Raw genomic sequence first — 16952 nt, forward strand, 5'->3', positions numbered from 1 at the left:
CTTACGCCTTTTCCACCTTGACCGCACACTTCTTGTAGTCGGTCTCCTTGGAAATCGGGCAGGTGGCGTCCAGCGTGACCTTGTTGATCAGGCGGCTGGCGTCGAACCATGGCACGAAAATCAGCCCCTTGGGCGGCTTGTTACGGCCACGGGTTTCGAGGCGCGCGACAATATCACCACGGCGGCTGGAAACCTTGACCGGCATCCCGCGTTGCAGGCCGAGATCCTTGGCGTCATCCGGGTTCATGAATACTTCCGCATCCGGCACGGCGCGGTACAGTTCAGGCACGCGGCGGGTCATGGAGCCGGAGTGCCAGTGCTCCAGTACACGCCCGGTGCACAGCCACAGCGGGAATTCCTTGTCCGGTGATTCGGCTGGCTCTTCATACGGTAAGGCGATGATTTTGGCCTTGCCATCCTCGTTGCCGTAGAATTTGACCTCGCCTTTTTCGCCTTTGACGTGCGGGTCAAAACCTTCGCGGTAACGCCACAGGGTTTCCTTGCCGTCAATGACCGGCCAGCGTAGGCCGCGCGCCTTGTGGTAGGCGTCGAATTCGCCGAGTTCGTGGCCTTCATGGCCTTCCAGACCGAAACGGCGGTATTCCTCGAACAAGCCCTTTTGCAGGTAGAAGCCGAAGTCTTCCATCTCCTTGTTGGCGTAAACGTTGCCGGAGTCGTCTTTCACATCCTGTTTGGCGAACTTGTCGACGGAACCGTTGCGGTACAGGACTTCGTACAGGGTCTTGCCTTTCAGCTCGGGTTTTTTCGCAATCAGCTCTTCCGGCCAGGCTTCTTCCACCTTGAAACGCTTGGAGAACTCGACCAGCTGCCATACGTCGGAACGGGCTTCGCCCGGCGCGCTCACCTGTTGCCGCCAGAACTGGGTGCGGCGTTCGGCGTTACCATACGCGCCTTCCTTTTCCACCCACATCGCGGTTGGCAGGATCAGGTCGGCGGCCATCGCAGTCACGGTGGGGTAAGGGTCGGAAACCACGATGAAGTTGTCTGGGTTACGGTAGCCGGGCCAGCCTTCCTCATTCATGTTGGCGGCGGCCTGCATGTTGTTGGTGCATTGCACCCAGTAAACGTTGAGTTTGCCGTCTTTCAGCATCCGGTTCTGTAACACGGCGTGGTAGCCGATTTTGCCGGGGATGGTGCCTTCCGGCAGTTGCCAGATTTTTTCGGCGAAATCACGATGCTCTTTCTTGTTGACGACCAGATCGGCTGGCAGACGGTGAGAGAACGTGCCGACCTCACGCGCCGTACCGCAAGCGGATGGCTGACCGGTCAGGGAGAATGGCCCGTTGCCCGGTTCGGAAATCTTGCCGGTCAGCAGGTGGATGTTGTACACGAGGTTGTTTGCCCAGGTGCCACGGGTATGCTGGTTGAAACCCATAGTCCAGTAGGAAACCACTTTGCGGTTCGGGTCGGCGTATTGCTGCGCCAGCTTTTCCAGGTTTTCCTTGGGTACGCCGGATAGTTCGCTGGCTTTTTCAACCGTGTATTCGCTGACAAACTTCTTGTAAGCCTCGAAATCAATCGGATCCATTTTGCCGGGGTTGCCCTTCGGCTTGCCGTCTTCACCGGGGTAGCCGTTGGCGTTGGATGCCTGTTCCAGCGGGTGTTTAGGGCGCAGGCCATAGCCGATATTGGTCACACCCTGCATAAAGTTGACGTGTTTTTCGACGAAATCCTTGTTCACCGCATCGTGTTCGATGATGTAGTTGGCGATGTAGTTGAGGATGGCCAAATCGGTCTGCGGCTTGAACACCAGCGGATTGTCGGCCAGTTCAAAACTGCGGTGCTCGTAAGTAGACAGCACATGTACCTGCACATCCTTGCCAGTCAGGCGGCGGTCAGTCAGGCGCGACCACAGGATCGGGTGCATTTCCGCCATGTTGGAACCCCACAGCACGAAGGTGTCGGCGTGTTCCAGATCGTCATAACAACCCATCGGCTCGTCCATGCCGAAGGTACGGATGAACCCGGCCACGGCGGAAGCCATGCAGTGACGCGCGTTCGGGTCAATGTTGTTGGAGCGGAAACCGGCTTTCATCAGCTTGGAAGCCGCATAGCCCTCCCACACCGTCCACTGGCCGGAGCCAAACATGCCGATGGTGGAAACCATTTCGTCGACGGTTTTACCCTTGTTGATTTCCTGATCCTTTTTCAGTGCGGCCTTCCATTTTTCGGCCATGATGTCGAAGGCTTCTTCCCAGGAAACCGGGGTGAACTCGCCTTCCTTGTCAAACTTGCCGCCGCTTTTACGCAGCATCGGCGTGGTCAGACGGTCTTTGCCGTACAGGATTTTGGGCAGGAAATAACCCTTGATGCAGTTGAGGCCACGGTTGACCGGCGCATCCGGGTCGCCCTGGCTGGCCACCACGCGCCCATCCTTGACGCCGACCAGTACGGAACAGCCGGTGCCGCAGAAGCGGCAGGCTGCCTTGTCCCAGCGGATGTCCTTGTCGCCTGTGGCTTCTTCAGCTCTGGCGTTTAAGCCCGGAATAGTGATACCCGCAGCGGCAGCCGTCGCGGCAATTGCATTTGTCTTGATAAAGTCTCGGCGTGTCAGTTTCATGATTGGCTCTCACTTTGGGTAACTTCGAGTTCTTCGGCGTGGTGGTAGATCAGGGAGGCGGACAGCACGCCCTTCATGGTCTGTAACTGGTTGAGTGCTTCGGCGGCCTCGGTGTAATCGTCGGCTTCCACCGTCACTACCAGCTTGCCTTCCGGGCTGTCGGCATGAATTTCCAGCCCCGGAATTGCCAGTAACTGCTGTTTCATGGCCTCGCGCTGTTCGAGGCGGATTTGCACCAGCACGCCGCAGATGTTGGTAAGGGCTGTGTTGGGTGTGGCTGTCATGCGGCGATTTCCTCCTGACGGGGCATATTCTTGATGTCAACGGCGTTGACCGGGCAAACACTGAGGCAGGCTCCGCAACCGGTGCAGTTTTCCTGCTGGATATGGGGAACGGCGACGGCGCGAGTCTGTAGCTGGAAGCGGATGGCGCGTGCATCGCAGTGGTCACCACAGGTGCGGCATACCACGCCGTTCAGCGACAGGCAGGATGGCTGGATCGTGACCGACAGGTTCCAGGCATTGCGGGCGCTGTGTTCGCCGGGCTGGAAGGCTCCATCCTTGCAGGCATCGGCGCACTGGCCGCAGAAGGTGCATTCCCCGTTGCGGAAGCTGATTTCGGGGTAACCGCCATCGCCACGTTGCAGGATGTGTTGTGGGCAGGCAGCGATGCAGTCATCGCAGCGGGTGCAGGCATTGACGAATGCGGCTACGGGAAGCGCCCACGGCGGGCGGATGGCAGTTGGGCTGAAACGGGGGCTTCTGCCACGCAAAAATGCCCTCCGCCCCATATTGGGTAAGTGCATGTTGTTGCCCGCCGTGTCATTCCGTATCGTCATTACCCGTGGCCTATTCCCGGACTGTGGATGATTCCACTGTTGTTTTACGCCGAAGGCTTGCCGCTTTCCAGCCGGGGCAAGCTGGAAATGACAGGCGGATTACCACTAAAGTGGTATAGGTGCTATCATTTAACTAATTGTTTTTTATTTATTTTAAATTTTTTGATGAAACTTGCCGTCATACCCTTATGCTGAAGTGGTACAACCAATTACCCGCCCTTTCCACCAACAGGATGTATTAGTCTTGATGAAAGCAGATTCCCCCGTTCCATGGAGCATCCTTTTGGCGCGCGATATATGGCACAAATTGAAGAATTCCCTGCTGGTTCAGTTGGGCGGGATGATTGCAGCCATTACCCTGCTGGCGCTGGCCGGGATGTCGGTTTCCTGGCGGGTGGCGGAAACCATCCAGGGCAACGGCGAAGCCATCAACATTGCCGGTAGCTTGCGGATGCAAAGTTGGCGCATGGCCTCGTTCCACCAGCGCCTGTTGCAGGACGACACCCGTGATTATCGGGAAACCTTGCAGGAAGCCATTACCCGCTTTGAACATGATCTGGTGTCCGAACCCATCCTGGCTATTGTGCCGGATGATGACGATGTGCCCCTGCGGCAGGTTTACCAGGAAGTTGAAACCCGCTGGTTGACGCGGGTCAAGCCCGCCCTGTTGCCCAAACCGGAGGCGATTGGGCAACTGGCGGTACTGGATGAAATTCCTGTATTCGTCGACCGTATCAACGATCTGGTCAAACAGATGGAAGAAACGGTCGAGGCCAAAATCCTGTTCCTGCGGATTATCCTGGCCACCACCATCGTCGGCACGTTGCTGGTGGTGATGCTCTCGATTTACCTGCTTAACAACATCCTGTTCGCCCCGCTCAAAAGCTTGCTGGGGCTGACTGAGCATATCCGTCAGGGCGACCTTACCGCCCGTACTCACCTGACTGGCGAGGACGAAATCGGCCAGTTGGGGCAAGCTTTCAACCGCATGGCGGAAGACCTCGCCAAGCTTTACCAGAATCTGGAAACCCGGGTGGAGCAGAAGACGGCGGAACTGACCCGCAGCAACCGTTCGCTGGATTTGTTGTACCGCTCCATCACCCGCCTGCACGGCATATCCCCTGACCGCGAAGTATTCCAGAATGTGCTGCGGGACGCCGAAACCGTGCTGGGGCTGGGGCATGGCACGATCTGCCTGAAAGGGGATACGGAAAACCTTGGTCAGGTGGTCGCGACCACGGTGGAAGGCGGTGTCAGCCCGTTATGCCAGCACGCCGCCAACTGCGTCGAATGCCATGATGTCCATGCCGTGCGCATGAATACGTTGCCGGATGGGCGGCATGTGTTGCGGATGCCGCTGACGGATACCGACAAGCGTTTCGGCATCCTGGCGGTGGATGTACCCGCCGGAAGTAGCGCCGAACGCTGGCAAATCCAGTTGCTGGAAGCACTGTCACGCCACATCGGCATCACCATCGCTTCCGAGCAGCGCATTGAACAGCACCGCCGGGTTTCCCTGCTGGAAGAGCGCGCCGTCATCGCCCGCGAGTTGCACGATTCCCTAGCACAATCGCTGGCTTACATGAAAATCCAGGTCAGCCGCCTGCGCACTGCGCTCAAGTCTCCGGAAGAAGGTGAGGAAATTGCCGAGGCGCTGGAAGATTTGCGCGAGGGGCTGAACAGCTCCTACCAGCAATTGCGCGAACTGCTGTCCACTTTCCGTCTGCGCATGGAAGACGCCGATCTTGGCATGGCGCTGGCGCAAACCACGACCGAATTTGCCGAACGTGGCAATTTACCAATTACTCTCGACGCCAATCTGGACAGCATCAGCCTGACGCCCAATGAAGAAATCCATGTGTTGCAAATTGTGCGCGAAGCCCTTTCCAACGTCCTCAAACATGCCAAAGCCAGCCATGCCTGGGTAACGGTACATGGGCAACCTGACCACAGGTTGCGCCTGCAAATTACCGATGATGGCATCGGTATCCAGAAAACTGCGTCTATCCACCATTACGGCGTGGCGATCATGAACGAACGCGCCCGCGCCCTCAAAGGCACGCTACAATTTTTCCCACGGATCGGCGGAGGAACCTGCGTGCAGCTCGACTTTACCCCGGCCAATACCCATCATTTTGCGCCTGACCCAAGGATTGCCCATGCCGCCTGACACACCACAACGCCTGCTGATTGTTGATGACCATCCCTTATTCAGGAAAGGTGTCCGCTATCTGGTCAACATGGTTCCCGATTTCACGATCGTGGGCGAAGCGTCTTGTGGCCAGGAAGGCATCGAAATGGCGGCAGACCTTGAACCCGACATGATCCTGCTGGATCTGAACATGAAGGACATGAGCGGCATCGAGGTACTGAAAGTCATCAAGGCATCCGGCAATGATGCCCGTATCGTAATGCTGACGGTTTCCGACCAGGCAGAAGATCTGGTGGCTGCCCTGCGCGGTGGCGCGGACGGCTACCTGCTCAAGGAAATGGAGCCGGAGGATTTGGTGGCAAAACTGGCGGAAGCTGCCGCCGGGCGTATCACCCTGACCGAACGGCTGGTCAACCTACTGGCGCACGCCATGCGTTACGATGCCTCCCACCCGAAAACCCCTTCGGAAGCCGGTCTTACCGAGCAGGAACAGCGCATCCTTGAACTGGTCGCCGTCGGCAAGAGCAACAAACTGATCGCGCGCGAACTGGGCATTACTGAAGGCACGGTCAAGGTGCATGTCAAACACCTGCTACGCAAACTCAACCTGCGTTCACGGGTGGAAGCAGCAGTCTGGTATGTGGATCAGCAAAAATAGTTCTTGACCTGCATCAAGGATACGAAGATGAACCATCAGTACCCTGCCACATGTTGCATCCCGGTGAATTATGCCTTGCGCGTGCGTTCCACCTGCTTGACCCGCAAATGCAGTGCCGCCTTCGCCATCATGTGCGCACTTACAGGCGCAGTCATGAACAAAAACAACGTCACCAGCACTTCATGCAAACTGATCCCATCGGTATTAAACGAAAAATACAAGGCCGAAGCCACCAATACAGACCCTACCCCCAGCGTAGTCGCCTTGGTCGGCCCGTGTAGGCGCATAAAAAAGTCCGGCATTTTCGCCAGCCCCAATGAACCCAACAGCGTAAAAAACGCCCCGACCAGTACCAATATTGCCAAAACCGTATCCAGCATCGCCCTACTCCATAATATCGCCGCGCAGCAAATACTTGCTCAGCGCAATCGTCCCCACAAAACCCATGACGGCAATCAGCAACGCTGCTTCGAAATACAGCGCGCTGCCCTGCATCAAGCCAAACAAAACCAGCAAGGCAATCGTATTCAGATACAGCGTATCCAGCGCCAAAATCCGGTCAGGCACATCCGGCCCCACCAGCAAGCGGTACAAGCTCAGCAACAAGGCTAGCGATACCATCCCGAAAGCCCACGGCAATACCATGCTCAACATTCGCCTAATACCTCCATCAAGGGTTGCTCGTAACGCTGTTTCATTTCCCGGATACTCGCCGCCGCATCCGTCACATGCAGCGCGTGAACCAACAATTGCCGCCGGTCAGCCGACACCTCACATGAAACGGTTCCCGGCGTCAGCGAAATCGTATTCGCCAACAAACTCACACCCAACGGCGAACGGATATCCAGTTCCAGCACCATGAATGCAGGCTGGAGTTTACGGGTAGAACCCAGGATCAATACCGCCACATGCAGGTTTGCCACCACAATATCCCACAACACCACCGCCATGAACTTCAGCAACACCCACGGGCGGCGCACACATACCTGTTCCGGCCAAAAGCCTATGGTCAGAAACGGAATCACCAAAGCCAAGCCTGCACCCAGCACCACATGCCCCATAGCGATGGTATTGTTCAATAACAGCCAGACCAACAACAGCAGCAAACTCAGGAGAGGATGCGGCAACCATCGTTTCAACATGCTCATTTACCTCCTGCCGCAGGGTCAAAGACTGCTGCCCGATACCCCGACGCATCCAGCGTTTGCGCTGCCACCTGTTGCATCACCCCGGCAACCGGCTGCGCCAATACCACCAGCAAAGGGATAGCCGCCAACAACCACAACACGGCTACCAAGCTTGGCCCAAATGCCGGAATCTGCGCTGGCAATACCGGGTCAGCCGCATCCGGGCGATCTTTTACCTTGTAAAACAGCACTGAACCACTACGCGCCAAAGCAATCAACAACAAGGCACTACTCAGCAATACAGTTACCAATACCACCCAACGCCACGGATGCCCCAATGCTGCCTGCAAAATCCACAACTTACCGAAAAACCCCGACAATGGCGGCAAACCCAAGGCTGCCACCGCTGCAAACATAAACAAGCCACCCAGCAAACGATGGTGTGGCAAGCGCATACCGGGGTCAAAACGGTCGGCATACGCCCCGCGCCCCCGCACAATCACATCCGCCAACAGGAACAAGCCACCCGCCAACAAGGTGGAATGCACCAAGTAATACAAAGCCGCCGCCAGCCCCGCTTCAGAATGCAGCCCCACCGCAATCAGCAGCATGGCCACCGAAGCCAGTACCAGATAAGCCACCTGAAAACGCAAGCGGAACGCCGCCAGCACCCCCAGCGCCGCCAGCACCAAGGTGGTCAACCCCAACCCCAGCAACCACGGTGCATGGAAATACGCCAGACTGCCCGCATCCGCCCCAAACACCGTACCATGCACCCGGATAATCGCGTACACCCCAACCTTAGTCATGATCGCAAACAAGGCCGCCACGGGTGCTGATGTCCGTGCATATGCCACTGGCAACCACAAATACAGCGGGAACATCGCCGCCTTCAGCCCGAATACCAGCAACAGCAACAAGCCTGCCGCCATCACCAACCCTTCCCGCTCCGCAGGCAATGCTGCGACTTTTGCCGCCATATCGGCGATATTCAGTGTCCCCAACGCACCATATAACGCACCCAACGCAAACAGGAATACGGTCGAACCCACCAGATTCACCACCACATAATGCAGCCCCGCCACAGTACGGTTCTTGCCGCCACCGTGCAGCAACAAGCTGTAGGAAGCCAACAACAACACCTCAAAGAATACAAACAGGTTAAACGCATCCCCGGTCAGGAATGCCCCATTCAGGCCAAACAACTGCATCTGGAACAACACATGGAAATGGCTGCCCTGCGCATCGGTTTCCGTGACAATCGCATACCACAATGCACCTACCGCCAGTACTGCCGTCACCAGCAGCATCAAGGCCGCGAGTTGGTCAAACACCAGAGTGATCCCAAACGGCGCGGGCCAATTCCCCAGCGCGTACACCTGCCGGGATCCCGCCAGCGCAACATCAAACAGCCACACCGCCAGCAACAGCAAGGCAAACGCCAGCGCAAAACCCACCACGCGCTGTACCTGCAAACCCAGCGGGCGTAATAACAACAACAGAATCCCGGCCAACAGCGGCAACAGAATCGGAAGGATTGGCAAATGCATCATGGGAGCTTCCCCCCTATCTCCGGCTCTTTTCCATCCACATGATCACTGCCTGTTTCCCCGCGCGCCTTCAACGCCAGCACAATGCTGAACGCGGTCATGCCAAAGGCAATCACAATCGCCGTCAGCACCAGGGCTTGTGGCAACGGGTCAGCATAGCCCGGCGCATCCGGGCGCACAATCGCAGGCACGCCAACCGCCAGCCGCCCCATCGCAAACAGGAACAGGTTGGTCGCATACGACAACAAGGTCAGCCCCATCACCACCGGAAAGGTACTGGCACGCAGCACCAGATACACCCCGCACGCCACCATGACGCCAATACTCAAGGCAATCAGCAGTTCCATTACACACCTCCCGTTGGTGCAGGGGCAGGCGCATCCAGCCGGTTCAGCTTGCCCAGTTCCACCAGAATCATCACGGTTGCCCCGACCACCACCAGAAATACCCCGGTATCAAAGAACATTGCGCTGGCCACTTCAAACTCACCCACGACCGGCCAATGCAGATGCGCAAACGCCGAGGTGAGGAACGGGTAGCCCAATGCCACCGCCACCAGCCCCGTGCCTGCCGCCACCAGCAAACCCGCCGCCAGCCACGAATGCATATCGCTACGAATCCGTTGCGCCGTCCAGCCAATGCCGTTGGCTAGGTTCTGCAACACAATCGCCAGGGCCGCAATCAACCCGGCGATAAACCCACCACCCGGCAGGTTATGTCCACGCAGGAACACAAATACCGCCACCATCAACATCAGCGGAAACAAAATACGGCTAAAGGTTTGCAGGATGAAGGGGTTCGCCTCCAAAGCCCATGGCCGCCCACCGCTATCCGTAGCAGGCGCATACAAGCGGATCTGCTGCAACAAGGCAAAAATCCCCAGCCCCGCCAGCGCCAGCACAGCGATTTCCCCCAGGGTATCAAAGCCCCGGAAATCCACCAAAATCACATTGACCACATTCTTGCCGCCACCGCCCGGCACGCTTTGCGTCACGAAGTAATCCGCCAAAGTCGCGGTATCACGGGTCATCACTGCCAATGCCAGCACCGCAGCCCCCAAACCCAGCAAACCCGCCAGTACCCCATCACGCCACTTGCGCCACGTCACGCTCGTCCGCCGGGTATATTGCGGCAGGAAATACAAGGCCAGCATCAGCAACACAATCGTGACAATTTCCACCGACAATTGCGTCAATGCCAAATCTGGCGCGGAAAACTTCACGAATGCCAGTGACACCACTAGCCCCACCGCGCCCAATACCACCAGCGCAATCAGGCGTTCCCGATGCAATACCACGCTCAACAGGCTGGCAAGGATCAAGGTTGCCCCGACCACGAGACTCACCGCATCCAGCGGCAACAATGCCCGCCCACCCAGCAATGGCGCAGCACTGGACAGGAACCCAGCCCCCCCCATCAGCAAGGTGAAACCCAACACCCAAAACAGTTTGTCCTGCAAGGAATTACGATCCAGCCCCCGCACGACAGTGCGCGCCAACCTATACAACCTGTCGATGCCCCAGTCATACCAATGCCGCAACCACTGCCCCCTGACCCGCGCTTCATACCACGCAAACAGCGGCTGACGCACCGCATACACAGCAACCCCGCCCATCAGCGCGATAAAACTCATCAGCAAGGGTTCATTAAACCCATGCCAAATCGCCAGGCTGTATTCGGGGGGGCCACTTTGCAACGTCCCCTGCACCGCCACTGCCAGCAAGGGAGCCACCGTAAACATCGGCAACATCCCCACCGCCAAACACAAAACCACCAGCACATCCACCGGAATCCGCATAAACAACGGCGGCTCATGCGGCGTTTTCGGCAAATCAACCGGCTCACCATTGAAAAACACGTCATGGATGAAACGCAGCGAATACGCCACCGAAAATACCCCGGCCAAGGTTGCCAATACCGGAATGGCCAATGCCCACCACGAAGTACTGGATGCCACAACCGCCTGATCAAAGAACATTTCCTTGCTTAAAAAACCATTCAGCAACGGCACACCCGCCATAGCCGCCGCCGCAATCATAGCCAGCACCGCCGTATGCGGCAGGTATTTCAACAAACCATTTACCCGGCGCATATCCCGCGTACCGGCTTCATGGTCAATGATCCCCGCCACCATGAACAGCGACGCCTTGAAGGTGGCATGGTTGATAATGTGGAACAAGGCCGCCACCGCCGCCAGTTCCGTCCCCAGCCCGAACAGCAAGGTGATCAAGCCCAGATGGCTGATGGTCGAATACGCCAGCAAGCCTTTCAAGTCATGCTGGAACAAGGCGACGAACGCCCCCACCAGCAAGGTCAGCATCCCCACCGTACCAATCAGCCATGACCATTCCGGTGTCCCGGACAGTACCGGAAAAAAGCGCGCCAACAGGAAAATCCCCGCTTTCACCATCGTTGCCGAATGCAAATACGCCGACACCGGGGTGGGGGCAGCCATCGCATTCGGCAGCCAGAAATGGAACGGGAACTGCGCCGACTTGGTAAACACCCCAAGCGCAATCAACACCAGGGTCGGCAAATACAGTGCATGGGCGCGGATTTGCTCACCCGCCAGCAATATATCAGACAGGTTGTAACTGCCCGCCATCTGCCCCAACAGCAAAATGCCCGCCAGTAATGCCAGCCCGCCACCGCCGGTAATGGCCAATGCCATGCGCGCCCCTTGCCGCGCATCTTCCCGGTGTTGCCAGTAACTGATCAGCAGGAAGGAACTGAGCGAAGTCATTTCCCAGAACACCATCAATTGCAACAGGTTTTCCGACAGCACCACCCCTAGCATCGACCCCATGAAGACCAACATGTAGGCAAAAAACCGCCCCATCGAATCTTTGGCCGACAGGTAATAACGTGCGTAGAGGATGACCAGCAGACCAATGACCAGGATCATCAGCGCAAACAACGCCCCCAGACCATCCAGCCGGAAGGCGAAATCCAGCCCGATGGCAGGCATCCACGACCAGGACTGGATGAGGGTTTCCCCGGCAAACACGCGCTGCAACGCTGGCATCAACACCAGCAGCGAACCCAGTGTCACCAGCCCCGCCACCCATGCCGCAGCCACCCTGTGCCGTGTACTGAAAGCCGCCGCCAGCAATGCCCCTACAAAAGGCAAAAGGACTGCCAACAGCAAATCAAAACTTGTTACCATACTTCACCATTGAAAAAAGCGGATATTGGCTCACGGACGATTACATTCTAGCGCAAGCGCCTGCCGAAACCCGCATTACGCCACATTGAAGGGGTTAAATACCCCCGCCCCTGAAGAGGAATGACCCATATGAGCATGATTAGCGTTGAACAAGCGCAAGCCCACATCCTGGCGGCAATCACCGCCCTACCTCAGCATGAAACCGTCACCTTGTGGCAAGCGCAGGGGCGCATTCTTGCACAAACGGTCACTGCCCCATTCGACGTTCCCCCGCACCGCAACTCGGGGATGGATGGCTATGCGCTGCGCCACGCCGACATCAGCAATGGGCAATCCCTACGGGTCATCGGCAGCTCATTTGCAGGCCGTCCTTTCACCGGAACAGCCCAGGCAGGGGAGTGCGTGCGCATCATGACCGGCGCAGTCGTGCCCGATGGCACAGACACAGTGGTGATGCAGGAATATGTGCAGCGCGACGGCGATGCCATCCAGGTAGATAAAGCCCCCGAAACGGGTGAAAACGTGCGCCATCCCGGCGAAGACATGCGCACTGGCGACACGGTGCTGGCGGCGGGGCATAAGCTCAATGCAGCTGATCTGGGCTTGCTCGCCTCGTTAAGCCTTGGTGAAGTTGAGGTTTTACGCCGCCCACGGGTTGCCTTCTGCTCCACTGGCGATGAACTCAAAAGTATTGGCGAACCCCTGCAACCCGGTGACATTTACGACAGCAACCGTTACACCCTTCATGGTTTGCTCAGCAAACTGGATGTGGAAATCATCGACCTCGGCGTGGTGCGCGATACCCCGGAAGCGGTGGAACATGCTTTCCAGCAAGCCATGCAGCAAGCCGATGTATTCATCACCAGCGGCGGGGTTTCAGTGGGTGAAGCCGATTTCGTCACGGCCACCCTCCAGCGCCTGGGGAAAGTGGATTTCTGGAAAGTTGCCGCCAAACCGGGCAAGCCACTGGCTTTCGGCACGCTCGGCAACACGGTTTTCTTTGGCCTGCCGGGGAACCCGGTGTCGGTGATGGCGACTTTCCTGCTGTTTGTGCGCCCTGCCATTCTCACCCTGCGTGGCGAAACCGTGCCGCTGGTGCCGGAATACAGCGCCATCTGCGAAACCGGCCTGAAGAAAACACCGGGGCGCAAGGATTACCAGCGTGGTATTTGCGAACGCGATGCCAACGGCCAGTGGCGGGTGCGCAGTACCGGCGGGCAAGGTTCGCACATTTTGCGCTCCATGAGCCAGGCCAATTGCTTTATCGTTTTGCCGCTGGAATGGGGAGACGTGGAGGCGGGAACAACCGTGAGCATCATCCCATTTGACGGGCTGCTATAAACAAAGAGGGCTACTTACGTAGCCCTCTGGTTGCCATCCCGAATTATTGTGCAGCTGGAGCCGCTGCCGGTGGTGGCGGCGGTGGCGGCATGTCTGGTGATGCCGCAGGCACCGGGGCAACTGCGGCGGCTTCGCCTGCTGCCGGGGCTGCGTCTGGCGCACTGGCTTCAGCCGCTGGCGCTTCAGGCTTCGCTTCGGTGGCTGGCGCAGCAGCGGCTGGTGTAGCAGCCTTGGCAGCGGCAGCCTGACGCTCGGCCATGGCCTTGCGGCGCTCTTCCATCCACTTAAAGAAAGCGTCAGCCTGGGCGCGTTGCATCAGCATTTGCTGATACATCTGCTCATAGCTGGGAGCCTGCATCGGCATGGCATAGCCCGGAGCCATCATCATGGGCTGACCGGACATGCCAGACATTTGCCCCTGGGCTGGCGCGGCTTGACCCTGAGGCATCATCGGCATACCGCCACCGTAACCACCCCACGGGTTGTTCTGGTAGGTATTGCTATAGCCATACATGTTGTTGTAACCACTGCCATAACCGTCACCGTAGCCATACAGGTTAGCGGCGGTGTCGCCCCGGCCACTGCCTGACAGGTCGGAGGCCATATCGGTCTTGCCCTTGCCTTTCAGGGTGATGGTGAAATCGACCTCGCCATCGGCGTCGCCCTTGCCACGTCCCCAGCCGGACATATCACTAGCACCAGAACCATAACCCTGGCCGTAACCGCTGGTGTTGCCCTGGCCGGATCCGTAACCCTGCCCCATGCCACTGCCATTGTCAAAACCGTCCATGAATTCAGCAGAAGCCACGCCCGAAACCGCCAATCCTGCGATCAACAGGGCAATTTTTGTCTGTTTCATAATAATATCATTTCCTCTCTAAGATGGTTTCAGCCCACTTAATAGCGGACAGAACAATATCCCCGCCCTTGCGCCCAACCGGACGTCTCTCCGCAGGGTAGCTCATGATCACACACATGCTTCCGCCCTGGCAACAGGTGTATCAGGCAGTAAGGTTTTCCGGGTAGAATCCCGCAAAACACCACACGGATAGCCCCCATGAGCACCACCTTCCCTGCCAGACTCGAAAAAATTTCCCTCACCCTACTGGCACTGATCACACTCGCTGTCATCCTGCTGTTCATTGCACTGGGGCAATATGCGCACCCTTCCGCCGATGATTTCTGCATGGCCGAAGGCGTGCGGCGCGAAGGCTTGTGGCCGCATTTGTGGCATCACTACCAGGAGTGGAGCGGGCGTTATTCCGGCAATGCCTTTTACGCCATTTACCCGCTGTTGTCGGGTGGGCTGATCTATGGCTACAAATTCATTGCGTTGCTGCTGTTGCTGTCGTTGTTCACGGCTGCGGCGTTTTTCCTCTCGCGTTTGTTCCTGACCCGCATGAACGGGTGGCCGGTTGTGATAACGGCGTTGCTGTTCACCGCCGTGTACGTACTGGGTTTGCGCAGCCCAGCCAGCAGTTTGTACTGGATGGCAGGGTCGTTGTCTTACCTCACAGCCAATATCCTGTTACTGCTGATGGCGGGCTTGATGCTCCAGCTTACCGACCGGCAGCATGAAGGGAAAGGGCTGGCCTTACCCCTGGCAGCTTCGCTGCTTGTGGTGCTGCTGGCCGTTGGCGCAAACGAAACCGGGATGCTAATGACAGCCGCCGCAGTCACAGCCATGCTGCTGGCAAGGTTGCGCAAGGGCTGGCGGGCTGCCTGGCCGTGGCTGGTTTTGTTTGCCATCGCCGCTGCTTGCAGTGCCATTGTGTATTTTGCGCCGGGCAATACCGTGCGGGAATCCACCTTCCGCTATGGACATGACTTGGTGCGCGCCATCAAGGGCAGCCTGGGGATGGGGGCATGGACTATGCCAGGGTGGGTGCAGAACCCGGTATTCCTGCTGGCCACCATGTTGACACCGTTCATGGCTGCATTGCTGGCACGCAGCGGGATGCGGCAGTTCCAGCCACGCAAACAGCATCTGGCCTTGTTTGCCCTAGCGACCTTACTGTTACCGATATTGCTGGAATTCCCCGCTTGGTGGGCAATCGGCGGCTGGCCACCAGTACGTACAGTGGACGCCATTTATTTCGTGTTCCTGTGCACCTGGCTGTTTACGGTCGGGGCGTTTTCGTTGTATTTCATGCCCAACAGCTGGCGGGAAAATGGCTCGGCCCGACCCTGGACAGCGGGCATATTTCTGGCCGGGGTAGCGCTGTTCGCACTGGCGATATACACCAACGGCAAGTTCCAGCACGCCATCATGGACTGGCAGCAAACAGCGCCAGTGTTCAATAACTACATCCAGCAGCGCTATGCCCTGATTGAGGATGCAAACCAACGTGGCAAACGCCGCCTGATCGTCCCGGCTTTTGAGGGTGAGCGCCCGCGCACCGTTTATTTCAACGACATCATGCCGTTGTCGCATGACTGGCGGAATATCTGTTACGCACGCTACTTTGATTTGGATCTTATCAAACGCAAGCGTAGCCAGAACAAACCCCAGAAATCGAAGGTGCGCCCACCCTCCCCCGCATGGACACAAGCACCCCCTGAGGAAGAACCATAAACATGTGGGAAACCGGCCTGCTTTCCATCGCCGTACCCTGTTTCAATGAACAAAAGGGTCTCCAGCGTTTCGTGGAAGCCGTTACGCCAGCACTGGAGACACTCGGCCACCCGTATGAAATCCTGTTCGTGGATGACGGCAGCACCGATGACACGCTGGCGCTCCTGATTGCCTTGGCCAACGCTAACCCCCACATCAAAGTGATCGGCCTGACGCGCAATTTCGGCAAGGAAGCGGCGCTCACGGCGGCGCTGGATTTTGCCAGCGGCGATGCCGTCATCCCGATGGATGCCGACCTGCAAGACCCGGTGGAGTTGATCCCGCAGATGGTGGCGCACTGGCAAGCCGGAGCCGACGTGGTGCTGGCGCACCGCCAGTCCCGCCCCGGCGATACCCCTGCCAAACGCTGGGCGGCACGGCAGTTTTACCGCATCATTTCCCGCCTCAGCGCCATCCCCATCCCCGAAGACGTGGGCGATTTCCGGCTAATGGATCGCAAGGTGGTGGAATGCGTGCGCCAGTTGCCGGAAAAGACCCGCTTTATGAAAGGCATCCTCGCCTGGCCGGGCTTCCGTACTGAAACGCTCGAATACACCCGCCCTTCCAGGCAGGCTGGCAACAGCAAGTGGCCGTTGTGGAAACTGTTCAATTACGCGCTGGATGGGATTTTTTCGTTTTCCACCGCACCCCTGCGCATCTGGACGTACCTGGGCGCAAGCTTGTCGCTGTTATCGCTGGGCTACCTGCTCTGGGTCATCGGCAAAACCCTGCTGCTGGGGGTGGAGGTGCCGGGTTATGCTTCCATTCTCTCGGTGATCCTGTTTTTCAACGGAGTCATCCTGATCGGGCTGGGGATTCTGGGGGAATATGTGGGCAGGGTATTTATTGAGGTCAAGGGCAGGCCGGTGTATCTGGTGAAAACCCGGGTTGGTTTTCAAACAGAAAACCAACCCTGAGTCCGCCC

The 16952-nt window shown here is 57.8% G+C and carries 15 protein-coding genes; 5 read left to right on the forward strand and 10 right to left on the reverse strand.

The genetic code is table 11. The annotated features are described in order from the left end of the window. Nucleotide 1 precedes the first annotated feature (1 nt). From napA to napF, 3 genes are read right to left on the reverse strand one after another with little or no spacing between them, the layout of a single operon-like run. Nucleotides 2–2581 carry a nitrate reductase catalytic subunit NapA gene (napA, locus tag THINI_RS06280; protein ID WP_002707814.1) on the reverse strand — a complete coding sequence of 860 codons (2580 nt, stop codon included), beginning with the start codon at nucleotides 2579–2581 and terminating at the stop codon, nucleotides 2–4. Further along, nucleotides 2578–2865 (reverse strand): chaperone NapD, encoded by a 288-nt coding sequence (locus THINI_RS06285; RefSeq protein WP_002707815.1) that lies wholly within the window; start codon nucleotides 2863–2865, stop codon nucleotides 2578–2580. The genes napA and THINI_RS06285 overlap by 4 nt, the downstream gene beginning before the upstream one ends. Beyond that, nucleotides 2862–3353 carry a ferredoxin-type protein NapF gene (gene napF / locus THINI_RS06290; protein WP_169314588.1) on the reverse strand — a complete coding sequence of 164 codons (492 nt, stop codon included), beginning with the start codon at nucleotides 3351–3353 and terminating at the stop codon, nucleotides 2862–2864. Before napF ends, THINI_RS06285 begins: the two co-directional genes overlap by 4 nt. Before the next feature lie 313 nt (nucleotides 3354–3666). Here napF and THINI_RS06295 point away from each other — a divergent pair, with 313 nt between their 5' ends. Both THINI_RS06295 and narL read left to right on the forward strand, forming a co-directional pair. After that, nucleotides 3667–5589, forward strand: coding sequence for a histidine kinase (locus THINI_RS06295; RefSeq protein WP_002707817.1), 1923 nt, complete (start codon nucleotides 3667–3669; stop codon nucleotides 5587–5589). Continuing rightward, nucleotides 5579–6229 carry a two-component system response regulator NarL gene (narL, locus tag THINI_RS06300; protein ID WP_002707818.1) on the forward strand — a complete coding sequence of 217 codons (651 nt, stop codon included), beginning with the start codon at nucleotides 5579–5581 and terminating at the stop codon, nucleotides 6227–6229. The genes THINI_RS06295 and narL overlap by 11 nt, the downstream gene beginning before the upstream one ends. A gap of 68 nt (nucleotides 6230–6297) precedes the next feature. On the opposite strand, the gene THINI_RS06305 is transcribed toward narL, so the two are convergent. From THINI_RS06305 to THINI_RS06330, 6 genes are read right to left on the reverse strand one after another with little or no spacing between them, the layout of a single operon-like run. After that, the gene (locus tag THINI_RS06305; protein WP_002707819.1) at nucleotides 6298–6609 is read right to left on the reverse strand and encodes a Na+/H+ antiporter subunit G; all 312 of its coding nucleotides are present in this window, start codon (nucleotides 6607–6609) and stop codon (nucleotides 6298–6300) included. Nucleotides 6610–6613: 4 nt separating this feature from the next. Continuing rightward, a complete protein-coding gene (locus THINI_RS06310; protein WP_002707820.1) occupies nucleotides 6614–6883 on the reverse strand; it encodes a K+/H+ antiporter subunit F in 270 nt (89 codons plus the stop codon). Continuing rightward, nucleotides 6877–7371: a Na+/H+ antiporter subunit E gene (locus THINI_RS06315; protein ID WP_002707821.1), complete on the reverse strand. Its 495-nt coding sequence runs from the start codon at nucleotides 7369–7371 to the stop codon at nucleotides 6877–6879. Before THINI_RS06315 ends, THINI_RS06310 begins: the two co-directional genes overlap by 7 nt. A gap of 2 nt (nucleotides 7372–7373) precedes the next feature. Beyond that, a complete protein-coding gene (locus tag THINI_RS06320) occupies nucleotides 7374–8909 on the reverse strand; it encodes a monovalent cation/H+ antiporter subunit D (protein WP_002707822.1) in 1536 nt (511 codons plus the stop codon). Beyond that, a complete protein-coding gene (locus THINI_RS06325) occupies nucleotides 8906–9253 on the reverse strand; it encodes a Na+/H+ antiporter subunit C (RefSeq protein ID WP_002707823.1) in 348 nt (115 codons plus the stop codon). The genes THINI_RS06320 and THINI_RS06325 overlap by 4 nt, the downstream gene beginning before the upstream one ends. Then, nucleotides 9253–12072, reverse strand: coding sequence for a monovalent cation/H+ antiporter subunit A (locus tag THINI_RS06330; protein ID WP_002707824.1), 2820 nt, complete (start codon nucleotides 12070–12072; stop codon nucleotides 9253–9255). Before THINI_RS06330 ends, THINI_RS06325 begins: the two co-directional genes overlap by 1 nt. Before the next feature lie 129 nt (nucleotides 12073–12201). Between THINI_RS06330 and moeA the strand changes: the two genes are divergently transcribed. Continuing rightward, a complete protein-coding gene (moeA, locus tag THINI_RS06335; protein ID WP_002707825.1) occupies nucleotides 12202–13413 on the forward strand; it encodes a molybdopterin molybdotransferase MoeA in 1212 nt (403 codons plus the stop codon). A 43-nt stretch (nucleotides 13414–13456) separates the two neighbouring features. Here the strand turns inward: moeA and THINI_RS06340 are convergent, their stop codons facing one another. Next, nucleotides 13457–14272 (reverse strand): hypothetical protein, encoded by an 816-nt coding sequence (locus tag THINI_RS06340; RefSeq protein ID WP_002707826.1) that lies wholly within the window; start codon nucleotides 14270–14272, stop codon nucleotides 13457–13459. A gap of 198 nt (nucleotides 14273–14470) precedes the next feature. Here THINI_RS06340 and THINI_RS06345 point away from each other — a divergent pair, with 198 nt between their 5' ends. Next, nucleotides 14471–15988 carry a DUF6056 family protein gene (locus THINI_RS06345; protein WP_002707827.1) on the forward strand — a complete coding sequence of 506 codons (1518 nt, stop codon included), beginning with the start codon at nucleotides 14471–14473 and terminating at the stop codon, nucleotides 15986–15988. 2 nt (nucleotides 15989–15990) lie between these two features. Next, nucleotides 15991–16944, forward strand: a complete 954-nt coding sequence (locus THINI_RS06350; protein WP_002707828.1) for a glycosyltransferase family 2 protein — start codon at nucleotides 15991–15993, stop codon at nucleotides 16942–16944. Nucleotides 16945–16952 lie beyond the last annotated feature (8 nt).

Source organism: Thiothrix nivea DSM 5205, from assembly GCF_000260135.1.
GTDB lineage: Bacteria > Pseudomonadota > Gammaproteobacteria > Thiotrichales > Thiotrichaceae > Thiothrix > Thiothrix nivea.

Bases quoted from the DNA above. Each gene is read 5' to 3' on its own strand.
- narL (WP_002707818.1), top strand. From the start codon at position 5,579: ATGCCGCCTGACACACCACAACGCCTGCTGATTGTTGATGACCATCCC.
- THINI_RS06315 (WP_002707821.1), bottom strand. From the start codon at position 7,371: ATGTTGAAACGATGGTTGCCGCATCCTCTCCTGAGTTTGCTGCTGTTG.
- THINI_RS06305 (WP_002707819.1), bottom strand. From the start codon at position 6,609: ATGCTGGATACGGTTTTGGCAATATTGGTACTGGTCGGGGCGTTTTTT.
- THINI_RS06295 (WP_002707817.1), top strand. From the start codon at position 3,667: ATGAAAGCAGATTCCCCCGTTCCATGGAGCATCCTTTTGGCGCGCGAT.
- THINI_RS06320 (WP_002707822.1), bottom strand. From the start codon at position 8,909: ATGATGCATTTGCCAATCCTTCCGATTCTGTTGCCGCTGTTGGCCGGG.
- THINI_RS06325 (WP_002707823.1), bottom strand. From the start codon at position 9,253: ATGGAACTGCTGATTGCCTTGAGTATTGGCGTCATGGTGGCGTGCGGG.
- THINI_RS06285 (WP_002707815.1), bottom strand. From the start codon at position 2,865: ATGACAGCCACACCCAACACAGCCCTTACCAACATCTGCGGCGTGCTG.
- THINI_RS06340 (WP_002707826.1), bottom strand. From the start codon at position 14,272: ATGAAACAGACAAAAATTGCCCTGTTGATCGCAGGATTGGCGGTTTCG.
- THINI_RS06345 (WP_002707827.1), top strand. From the start codon at position 14,471: ATGAGCACCACCTTCCCTGCCAGACTCGAAAAAATTTCCCTCACCCTA.
- napA (WP_002707814.1), bottom strand. From the start codon at position 2,581: ATGAAACTGACACGCCGAGACTTTATCAAGACAAATGCAATTGCCGCG.
- THINI_RS06310 (WP_002707820.1), bottom strand. From the start codon at position 6,883: ATGTTGAGCATGGTATTGCCGTGGGCTTTCGGGATGGTATCGCTAGCC.
- moeA (WP_002707825.1), top strand. From the start codon at position 12,202: ATGAGCATGATTAGCGTTGAACAAGCGCAAGCCCACATCCTGGCGGCA.
- THINI_RS06350 (WP_002707828.1), top strand. From the start codon at position 15,991: ATGTGGGAAACCGGCCTGCTTTCCATCGCCGTACCCTGTTTCAATGAA.
- THINI_RS06330 (WP_002707824.1), bottom strand. From the start codon at position 12,072: ATGGTAACAAGTTTTGATTTGCTGTTGGCAGTCCTTTTGCCTTTTGTA.